Consider the following 8,950-nt stretch of genomic DNA (forward strand, 5'->3'; position numbering starts at 1 on the left):
AAAAGTGAGAATTCTCTTCAGAAAAATAAGGATTTAGCGTTAAGAAAATTTAATCAAGAATGGAGCCTTCACAATGATGAGTGGATTAGCACCAAATGGGTAAAGTTTTGTCTTGCTGGAATGCATTATGGTCTGCACATATCTATATTATGCAAGCAGGATTATCGGGTGATCCATAGTTGCTCTTATCCTAAAGTATGTGATCGACCAAGGTGTATCTTCTGTGCAGAAAAAGTGACCACATCCTCGCGGTTAGGAAGTGCGTGGCTTGCCCTGTTCCTTATGAAACAGTTCGGCAAGCAGCAAATAACCGGTTTGCACAGCAATAGAGGAGCGTTTTTTAGATAATGGCTTCGTTGATGTGATGGCTCTGTTCGCGCTCCTTAGTACTTGTATTGGAAAGTCAAAATGATTGGATTAGGAGGCTCCCCGGATGTCGCGGACCTCTAAAGAGCTTGCGCAATATGTGTGGACATGTTCACAAGCCCACCGCCAAATGCGGTATCATCATTGCACTCGAGGGGGAATTCGTCTTCGACGGGGTGGAACGATACATGATGAAACCTGGCCTTATCCTGATCGGAGGAGCAGGCCGATGGCTGGAAGTTATTTCGGGCGCAGACGGCTTCCAGTATTGTCTCGCTCATTACCTGCCGAGCGGGGCATGTAAAGAAAAGGGACTTCGGTGGCCAGAAGACGTTTTCTGTATGGAGGTTACGCTAAATCCAGAATGACTAGGACTGGTGGAGCAGTTACTGAATTTTTCGCCATCACTTATGATACGGTTTCCCGCGTTGTCCGTAACGCAAGTTTTAAGGCCATCCTTTGCGGGATGGCCTTAAAATTATAGAACATACATTGTTATTCTATTTACTCCTTTAGCTGTGGCCTTGTACCCACCGCCTGGCTTGTTACCCAACTTGCCTTTAACTTTCCTCCCCTTGTAAAGTTCGATTTTTATCAAGCCGCATTTTATAAGACTCCCCCCATGCCTTCATAGACATAATGACCGGTTCCAAAGTCCTTCCGAAATCAGTAAGGGAGTATTCCACTTTTGGCGGAACCTCTTTATATATCTCTCGGTGAATGATGCCATCCCGTTCAAGCTCTCTTAACTGTAATGTGAGCATAAACTGCGTAATTCCCGGATTGAGGCGCCTGAATTCATTGAATCTTTTCGTTCCGTCCAGGAGCTGATAGAGAATGATCCCCTTCCACTTTCCACCAATAACATCCAGCGTTGTTTCAACCGGACATGCTTGCAAATCTGGACTCACTCCATATTTCTTTCTTCGGTCACCCATCAGCTTATCCTCCAATGGTTTGATTTTTTATACTATACCATAAAAATATGCGTACTTACTTAAAGTATTGAATCGATTTACAATGCAACTGTACAACATTTTCTATTTGAGAGGATAGATACCCATGAATAATCACCAAAAGATGAAAGCTGTCGGTGCTTACCAATACCTTCCTATATCCAATCCGGAAAGCCTTATTGATCTGCACTTGGATAAACCGGAACCTACAGGCCGCGATTTGCTTGTACGTGTAAAAGCAATCTCTATCAACCCTGCAGACGTAGGTGTTCGAGAAATGAATAACTATGAAGCCGAGTCACCGAAAATTCTTGGTTGGGATGCCGCTGGAATCGTAGAACAAGTCGGTCCTGACTGCCAATTGTTTAAACCTGGGGACAAGATCTATTATGCGGGCAGTGTGTCTCGACCTGGCAGTAACAGTGAATTTCACTTAGTTGATGAACGAATTGTAGGAAATATGCCGAAAAGTTTGGATTTCGCTACCGCCGCCGCATTACCACTAACCTCGATAACTGCATGGGAGAGCCTATTCGATCGTTTAGGAATTAGCCTAAATACTGGTGAAAACAAAAACATACTGATTATCGGTGCAGCTGGAGGAGTAGGATCGATTGCCATTCAACTTGCAAAATTAGCAGGTTTGACCGTCATTGGTACTGCTTCACGTCCAGAGTCAATTCAATGGGTTAAGAGTCTCGGTGCGGATTTTACCATAAACCACAACAACCCTTTTCACCCTCAACTCAAGGAAGTTGGTATTGACACCGTAGATTATATCTTTTGCTTGAATGACACTGTTCAACATCTTGAAAATATGGCGGAAGTCATTGTCCCCCAAGGTAAAATTTGCTCTATCGTTCCTACAGATAAGGCTACCTGGACAGGGAGCTTGAAAATGGACTTGCTGTTTTCTAAAAGTGTAACATTTGTATGGGAGCTCATGTTCACACGGTCCTTGTTTCATACCAATGACATGATCAAACAACACCAATTGTTGAATGAACTGGCGGACTTAATCGATGATGGAAAAATTAAAACTACGTTGACTGAACGACTGGAGCCCATCAATGCAGCAAACCTACGTTTGGCGCATGAGAAGTTGGAATCTGGACGGACCATTGGAAAAATTGTCTTAGAAAACTTCTGATACTACGAAGAAGGCGCGTTTAGTTCCAAAAAGCGGTAATGTGAATAGATAGCCCTAAGGCCCCTTGCTAATATGGGGCCTTTTTGTGTACAACGGTATGGTGCGGGTGAAACGTTAGGAATTGGATATACTTATTAAATTAATGCAATTCCTTGCTGCCCTAGTGATTTCTATTGATCGTTGATAACTGGCCTTATATTATCGCTAGAGTAATAAGAAAGCAGCCACTAAGGGCTGCTTTTGTTTGTGGGCTAATTGCTTGTAAATTTGACCCAATCGTATTCCGCGTATAGCGGGTTAGCTCCGTTATACGGTCCTAACCAGTCGTCAACGCCAGTGCCATTCCATAAATTCATCATAATCTTGCCTGGCGTTTTCGGTATATTCGTAGTTGCCGTATGCTTTAGAACCCCGTCAACGTACCACTTAATGTACCCTGGCTGCCAATCGAAAGCATAGGTGTGAAAGCCTTTTGATGCATCAAATCCCAGATTGACAATCTTCTCATGATCACCAACCCCGTTTGTAAAATAGTTGAATTGTACTTTTGTCGTGTCTTTTCCTAAAAATTCAATATCTATTTCATCCCATTGCGTACCATGAGCAGGTCCGGTATACGTGAAAAAGGAAGATACGATTCCTGTATTTTTAGCAGGCTTCATGCTGACCTCATATAAGCCGTATTTGTAAGTATTAGTCGATCGATACTCTCCGCAGTCAAATTGATTGCGCGCAGAGCTCGTTAGACCAAGCTTCATTTTGCCATCCTTAGTAAAATTGACATTGTTGGCGCGCCAAGTGCAATTAAACATGTTGCCATTGGAATATCCATCCGCCTTTTGCCATGCACCAGAATTGAAACCATCAAGTGGTTCCCAAAAAACATTCCCCGCATAAACGCTTACCGAAAAAAACAGTGAGACAATACCAGTTGTCACTAGAGTGAACCAAGACTTCTTCTTCATCTTACACCTCCATAAAAGATTGTCCGAACATGAAAGAAGTCGCGAAAAGCGATGAACCATGGCAAATATTACCCATCTTGCTGCACAAAAATAGAACGCTTTCATACTCGGTATCTTCACTATACATCGATGTACATACAATCACAATAGTAAATTGGAATAATCTTATAAATCATAATAACTATTTGCAATTGCTTCCAAAGGTTTCCTCGTCATTGTGTTGAATAAACTTACCTAAAATAAAATCCTTTAGTGATACAATCAAAACTTCAACCAATTCTCTTCTTCCACTTATTTCAACAAAAAAATATCTCTATTTACCTGAGTTCAGAATATTGAAGAAAGGACAGAATTAACATCATTGTGACATCTCGAAAACATAAAAATGATAAAGTGAACTACGGAGCCGCCCGAGCGGAAACGACCGCAATGATCTACAAGCTGCTTGGCGCATTGCATATCTAATAGGTTTCCGAGAATATCGGCCATTTTACCATAAAAAGAGACTTTCCACGCAAATTTGATGACGAAGGCCGTGATTATTCTTATTCCTTGTTAGAAAGTGATGGTGTGGGCTAGCCCCCTTTGACCACTCAAAGGGGGCTTAAAGTCCGCAGGTATACGATTATTCGTTATCCGGTGCGGCCGGACCGGACGGGGCCATCAAGCCTTTAACGGCGCCGAAGAACGGGCGAACGGACTTGATCATGCCGTAGCCCATCCTCACGACCGGGACAAATTTCTGGATCATGCCGAACAGCCGCAGGCCGCCACCGAGCGCGCCGCCAAGCCCTCCTATGCCCCCAGCGGCGCCGCCCAGGCCACCGAGCAGCGAGCCCATCATCGGCAGGAATGCCGACACCTTAACGTCCGGCTTGCGGGAGCGCGAACGGACGGACGGTTTGCGCACGCCGCCGCTTCTCCGGTTGCCGGGACGGACGCCCCGGGCATGCGAATCGGCTCTGCGTTTGGGAGATCGGGAGCCTTGCTTCCCGGAAGAAGCGCGTGGGGGGGCTTCGGCGCTAGCAAGTACTAACCCGCCGGAATCGACGTCGGTGATGTAGCCGACGTAAGTCTCTCCGTTGTGCAGGGTGACGCAGACCGGACGGCCCTGAAGCTTCTTAGCCCGTGCGCGCATCTCCTTCGATTGTGCCATGGAAGTTCACCTCGCTCACTGATTTTAGTTCAGTTTACGCCGGGGGCGGGCTGCTTGCCTGTGCGAATAGGGCATACGCACCTCGAAAATCGCTTATGGGCCTGCCGCCGCTTAAGTCCTCCCAAGGATAACACCACGAACTCTATAGCCTCGTGGAAACAGCCCAAGAAAATCGACTGAATCCGTTTCTTTACTTGACGTACCTGTTGGAGAAGCTGCCGCAGTTGCCGGATCCGCAAGACGAAAAGGCGCTGAACGCCCTGCTTCCCTGGTCGCCCTCACTTCCCTTAATTTGCCGCGTATTTACCCCTACAAAATAGCATATCCGAGTCCCCGTCTGCTGGCCAGGTGGGGACTATTTTACGCTTACATATTGAAGAAATGAACTTTTCCGATCAATCGTACGATACTATTGTTTCTACGTTATCATTTTGCAGTTATGACAATCCGTCCATGGTGCTGGCTAAAATCAATCGGTGGTGCAGACCGAATGGGCAAATCCTTTTTATGGAGCACGGGATCAGCTCTAACCTTGCGATTTCTGCGATCCAAAAAGCGCTAAATCCTCTGTTATATCGCACATGGATGTCACAATACAAGGAACATTTTAGAACTGATTCGGGAGTCAGGTATTAAAATAGATAAGGTAGAAAGCTACTGGTTTAACATGGTTCAGCTTATTGGGCCGAAACCGGGGCAGTCTGTTTTCCATTGAAGTAACTTATGAAAGAAGCAACGGCCTCGAGATGTGGGGAGGCGACGATGCTCGTGAATCCACTGAAATTTACGAAGTCCACGAGAATATGGATTTGCCACCAAAAGAAGCTTTTATTTTCTACTCTTGTTCCGGCATGATTAAAGGAGAAGTGAAAAACTGGGGAAACGTAGCTTTGTCTCTTGGGAATGGAGAGGCAATACACGCCTGGGACCAAGTAAGAATAGATAACTATTTGGAAATTGAAAATCTCACACCCGCACGAGGGTGGACGAGACCCAAGTTTACAGGATGGGCCCCGGTTGAAAGAATATTAGCCAGAGTACAGAAGAAACAATGGAATTATCTCTCACTGAATGGCCGACTGCTACTGTTGTACTTCTTCCGCCCAGTCGCTGGTCTCTCTGTGACAGGCTTTGGCTTCCGGGCAGGATACGGCTGATTTTGCGGTTCGCTGGCTTCTTAGACACTCTGATTTACGAAAGCTGTCCCTCGATCAGCACTTTGCAGGCATCGAGGAAATAATCCGGATGATAAGAACCCTTATCCATGTATGCGCTCATCACGACGCCTTCTTTCAACAGCTGGAGCTGATAAGTGAGCTGGATGGGATTGCGTGCACCAGCCTGGCGGGCAATAACCTCCACTTGTTCCCAGATCTTGTGGCGGCTCACCATGGCTGCCTGGTGTCCGGGATGCTCCTCGTCCGGAAACTCAACGATGGCGTTCATAAATGAACAGCCGCGAAAATGAGGACTCTTCATCCGTTCAACCAATTCTTCCAGAAGAGCGTAGAGCTGTTCCTTGGGAGAGTCGGGGAACTGCCGCTTGACTTCTTCGATAGCCTCTAAGCGGGTCTCGGAACGCCGCTCCAAATAGGCGACAATCAGCTGGTCCTTGGTGGGGAAATTGCGGTAAAAGCTAGCCTTGGCAACGCCCGATTCCTCGATAATCCGGTCAATACCAACCGCCCGAATCCCCTCTTGATAAAATAAATCGAAAGCCACACTCACTATCCGCTCTTTAGCGGATTCTTTCTTCGGCATACGGATCACCTATTTCCTGAATATAGATAAATCTTTTGTTGATATGATACAGACCTGTCTGTATCATGTGATTATTATTCAAATGAGACCTATCTGTCTCATTTATTTTAAAGAGAAATTCCGGTTGCTGTCAAATCATCCGGATTCTGAAGGAGGATACAAAACCATGAACCAAAGGGCCGATTCCATACCTGTGCCCCTTGCGGCGACGTCAGCCGGGCCGCGCCAGAGGCCGCGTCTTACGCTGGCCGTCATGCTGCTGTCCGTTTTTATGGCGGTGGCCAACATTTTCATCGTTAATGTGGCGACCCCGTCGATTCAGCGCGGCCTGCATGCTGACTTTTACGACGTTCAGCTTGTCGTATCGGCCTATACACTGGCTTATGCCGTTGCTTTGATTATAGGCGGCAGGCTGGGCGACAGATATGGGCGGCGGCGGATGCTGCTTGTCGGGATCGCCGGATTTACGCTCACGTCATTGTTGTGCGGAATAGCGAACAGCAGTGGAATGCTCATTGCGATTCGCGCGCTTCAGGGCCTTAGTGCGGCGCTGATCTCACCGCAGGTGCTGTCGCTCATTCAGGCGCAGTATCCGCCCGAGAGAAGGGGCATGATTTTCGGCCTGTACGGGGCTGCCCAGGGATTGGCTGCGTCCACGGGACAGCTGATCGGCGGACTGCTGCTGGCCTTGAATCCCTGGTCGCTGGACTGGCGGCTTGTGTTCTTCTTTAATGTGCCAATCGGGTTGGTGATCCTCTCCATCGCTTCGTTCGTTCCGGAGTCGCGGGATACCGACCGCTCACGGATGGATTGGTTTGGTGCGGTCATTGCGGCCGCAGGGCTGCTGTTGCTCGTATATCCGCTGGTACAGGGGCAGAAGCAGGGATGGCCGGCTCTGCTCGTCATCAGCTTGATCCTGTCGGTCCCCGTTCTGGCGATGTTTGTATGGATGCAGCGCAGGCTGCTTGCCAGTGGGCGGCGGCCGTTTATGAACGTCAGGCTGTTCGGGCAGAAGGCCTTTAGCCTGGGGCTGGCGGTTATCTTTCTGATGATGACCGCCCAGGCCGCCTTTTTTTTGATCATGGCCTACCTGCTGCAGATGGGTCACGGCTTTACCGCTCTGAAATCAGGCATGATCATTCTGCCGATGGGGCTCGCCTACTTCCTGGCCTCGTTGTTGTCGCCGAAGCTTGCAGGCAGGATCGGGGCTTATGTGCTCACGGTCGGTGCGGTCATGACCTTCATAGGGTATCTGGCGCTAGGATTATCGATCTGGGCAACCGGCTGGTCTCCCAATGTGTGGCTGTGGCTTCCGGCCTTGACGCTGCTCGGAGCGGGCCAGGGCTTTGTTGCCGCGCCGCTGACCAATGCCGTGCTCTCCAAGGTGGGGCAGCAGGATATTGGTTCGGCCTCTGGTATTCTGACAACTGGTATGCAGCTGGCCTCGGCCATCGGCATCGGTCTGATCGGCATCGTCTGGATGAGCTCCCTCGGCCATTACGCAAGCCAGGCGGAAGCCCGTACCGAGCTGCAGCTTCGGCAGAACTTGACGGCCTACGCTTTGACGGCAGAGCAGGGGGAAGCGGCACTGGCCAGGCTGCGTGAATGTCATACGGCAGGGTCCGGGGTGGGTAAGTCGGTTCCGCCGGGCTGCACGAATGCTGCTGTGGCTGCAAGTGGAGAGGAGAAGCTGATTGCGGATGGCGTCTCTCAGGCAAATACGAGGAATTACACGAGCGCCTTTACTTTCAGTATGTATGTGCTTGGTTTTTATACCATGTTTATTATACCGTTGACCGTTGTTCTTGCCAGAAGGAAGAGGGCGAACCCCTCACAAAGCTGAAATTGGGATAACCGCTATGTAGTAAATGGGTGAAGAACAGGGGGGTTTGCTCCTGTTCTTTATTTTTAAGACGGATTGTCAAGCCAAGTGCGACAGTTCTTCTGAAAAGGATTCGTGAGCGGTCTTCCAGCCTAAGCATTTTCGTGGTCTGTGGTTGATGAGGTCTAATGCTTGTGCCAATTCATCTTCCCTCACTTGGGCGAAATCAGTCCCTTTGGGGAAAAATTCGCGCAAGAGGCCATTGGCGTTCTCGTTCGAACCCCGTTGCCCGGAGGAATAGGGATCTGCAAAATACACCTGTATGCCATGAGTGGCTTCCAAGCTAGCATAACAGGCAAATTCTTTACCACGGTCAACCGTAGCGGTTTGGAACACCTTTGCAGGATACTGCAAGGCCGCTACACCAAAGGCAATCTCCATGGACAAAGCCGTACGGTCAGGCATTCGAATGGCGGTGTACAGGCGCGTTTTGCGCTCGATGAACGTGGCCACGCAACCTTTGCTTTTTCCACGGCCCGAGACGACGGTATCCAGTTCCCAATGACCGAATGTTTCCCAAGACCGCACCTCTTTTGGCCGTTAGGAGATGGGACGGCCTACCGCAAATTTGCCACGAGTCTCCGCAGGCTTCTGACGCTTGCCTTTGTGCCGCAGGACGGTAAGTAGGCCCTTCACCAAAAGATCTGTATACAGCCAGCGATAGATCGTTTTAAAGCATACGATTGCTTGTCCCTCCTGGCGCAACCGCTCTAC

General features: G+C 48.7%; 9 protein-coding genes and 2 pseudogenes. 6 read left to right on the forward strand and 5 right to left on the reverse strand.

The window, feature by feature from the left end:
- Positions 1-464 precede the first annotated feature (464 nt).
- Positions 465-734: a hypothetical protein gene (locus JO375_RS02285; RefSeq protein WP_229522954.1), complete on the forward strand. Its 270-nt coding sequence runs from the start codon at positions 465-467 to the stop codon at positions 732-734.
- A 192-nt stretch (positions 735-926) separates the two neighbouring features.
- Here the strand turns inward: JO375_RS02285 and JO375_RS02290 are convergent, their stop codons facing one another.
- Positions 927-1,304, reverse strand: coding sequence for a winged helix-turn-helix transcriptional regulator (locus JO375_RS02290; protein ID WP_229522955.1), 378 nt, complete (start codon positions 1,302-1,304; stop codon positions 927-929).
- Between the two features lie 124 nt (positions 1,305-1,428).
- On the opposite strand from JO375_RS02290, the gene JO375_RS02295 reads away from it, so the two are divergent.
- Positions 1,429-2,472: a zinc-binding alcohol dehydrogenase family protein gene (locus JO375_RS02295; RefSeq protein ID WP_229522956.1), complete on the forward strand. Its 1,044-nt coding sequence runs from the start codon at positions 1,429-1,431 to the stop codon at positions 2,470-2,472.
- Positions 2,473-2,723: 251 nt separating this feature from the next.
- On the opposite strand, the gene bglS is transcribed toward JO375_RS02295, so the two are convergent.
- Both bglS and JO375_RS02305 read right to left on the reverse strand, forming a co-directional pair.
- Positions 2,724-3,437, reverse strand: coding sequence for a beta-glucanase (gene bglS / locus JO375_RS02300; RefSeq protein WP_229522957.1), 714 nt, complete (start codon positions 3,435-3,437; stop codon positions 2,724-2,726).
- A 625-nt stretch (positions 3,438-4,062) separates the two neighbouring features.
- Complete coding sequence (locus JO375_RS02305; RefSeq protein ID WP_229522958.1) at positions 4,063-4,593, reverse strand: hypothetical protein; 531 nt, start codon at positions 4,591-4,593, stop codon at positions 4,063-4,065.
- A gap of 140 nt (positions 4,594-4,733) precedes the next feature.
- Between JO375_RS02305 and JO375_RS02310 the strand changes: the two are divergent.
- The 3 genes and pseudogenes from JO375_RS02310 to JO375_RS02315 form a co-directional block, all read left to right on the forward strand.
- Positions 4,734-4,913 (forward strand): annotated as a pseudogene (locus JO375_RS02310) (transposase domain-containing protein); the annotation flags it as partial.
- A 61-nt stretch (positions 4,914-4,974) separates the two neighbouring features.
- Positions 4,975-5,229, forward strand: a complete 255-nt coding sequence (locus JO375_RS24935) for a class I SAM-dependent methyltransferase (RefSeq protein ID WP_377529481.1) — start codon at positions 4,975-4,977, stop codon at positions 5,227-5,229.
- 44 nt (positions 5,230-5,273) lie between these two features.
- Positions 5,274-5,750, forward strand: a complete 477-nt coding sequence (locus JO375_RS02315) for a hypothetical protein (protein WP_229522959.1) — start codon at positions 5,274-5,276, stop codon at positions 5,748-5,750.
- A gap of 34 nt (positions 5,751-5,784) precedes the next feature.
- Here the strand turns inward: JO375_RS02315 and JO375_RS02320 are convergent, their stop codons facing one another.
- Positions 5,785-6,354, reverse strand: coding sequence for a TetR/AcrR family transcriptional regulator (locus tag JO375_RS02320; protein WP_229522960.1), 570 nt, complete (start codon positions 6,352-6,354; stop codon positions 5,785-5,787).
- Between the two features lie 166 nt (positions 6,355-6,520).
- On the opposite strand from JO375_RS02320, the gene JO375_RS02325 reads away from it, so the two are divergent.
- The gene (locus tag JO375_RS02325) at positions 6,521-8,197 is read left to right on the forward strand and encodes an MFS transporter (RefSeq protein WP_229522961.1); all 1,677 of its coding nucleotides are present in this window, start codon (positions 6,521-6,523) and stop codon (positions 8,195-8,197) included.
- 78 nt (positions 8,198-8,275) lie between these two features.
- Here JO375_RS02325 and JO375_RS02330 read toward each other — a convergent pair.
- Positions 8,276-8,950 (reverse strand): annotated as a pseudogene (locus JO375_RS02330) (IS30 family transposase); the annotation flags it as partial.

The sequence above is a fragment of the Paenibacillus farraposensis genome (assembly GCF_020736845.1).
Lineage (GTDB): Bacteria > Bacillota > Bacilli > Paenibacillales > Paenibacillaceae > Paenibacillus > Paenibacillus farraposensis.

Coding starts and splice junctions, on each gene's coding strand:
- JO375_RS02325 (WP_229522961.1), top strand. CDS start 6,521: ATGAACCAAAGGGCCGATTCCATACCTGTGCCCCTTGCGGCGACGTCA.
- JO375_RS02295 (WP_229522956.1), top strand. CDS start 1,429: ATGAATAATCACCAAAAGATGAAAGCTGTCGGTGCTTACCAATACCTT.
- JO375_RS02305 (WP_229522958.1), bottom strand. CDS start 4,593: ATGGCACAATCGAAGGAGATGCGCGCACGGGCTAAGAAGCTTCAGGGC.
- bglS (WP_229522957.1), bottom strand. CDS start 3,437: ATGAAGAAGAAGTCTTGGTTCACTCTAGTGACAACTGGTATTGTCTCA.
- JO375_RS02290 (WP_229522955.1), bottom strand. CDS start 1,304: ATGGGTGACCGAAGAAAGAAATATGGAGTGAGTCCAGATTTGCAAGCA.
- JO375_RS02285 (WP_229522954.1), top strand. CDS start 465: ATGTGTGGACATGTTCACAAGCCCACCGCCAAATGCGGTATCATCATT.
- JO375_RS02320 (WP_229522960.1), bottom strand. CDS start 6,354: ATGCCGAAGAAAGAATCCGCTAAAGAGCGGATAGTGAGTGTGGCTTTC.
- JO375_RS24935 (WP_377529481.1), top strand. CDS start 4,975: ATGAACTTTTCCGATCAATCGTACGATACTATTGTTTCTACGTTATCA.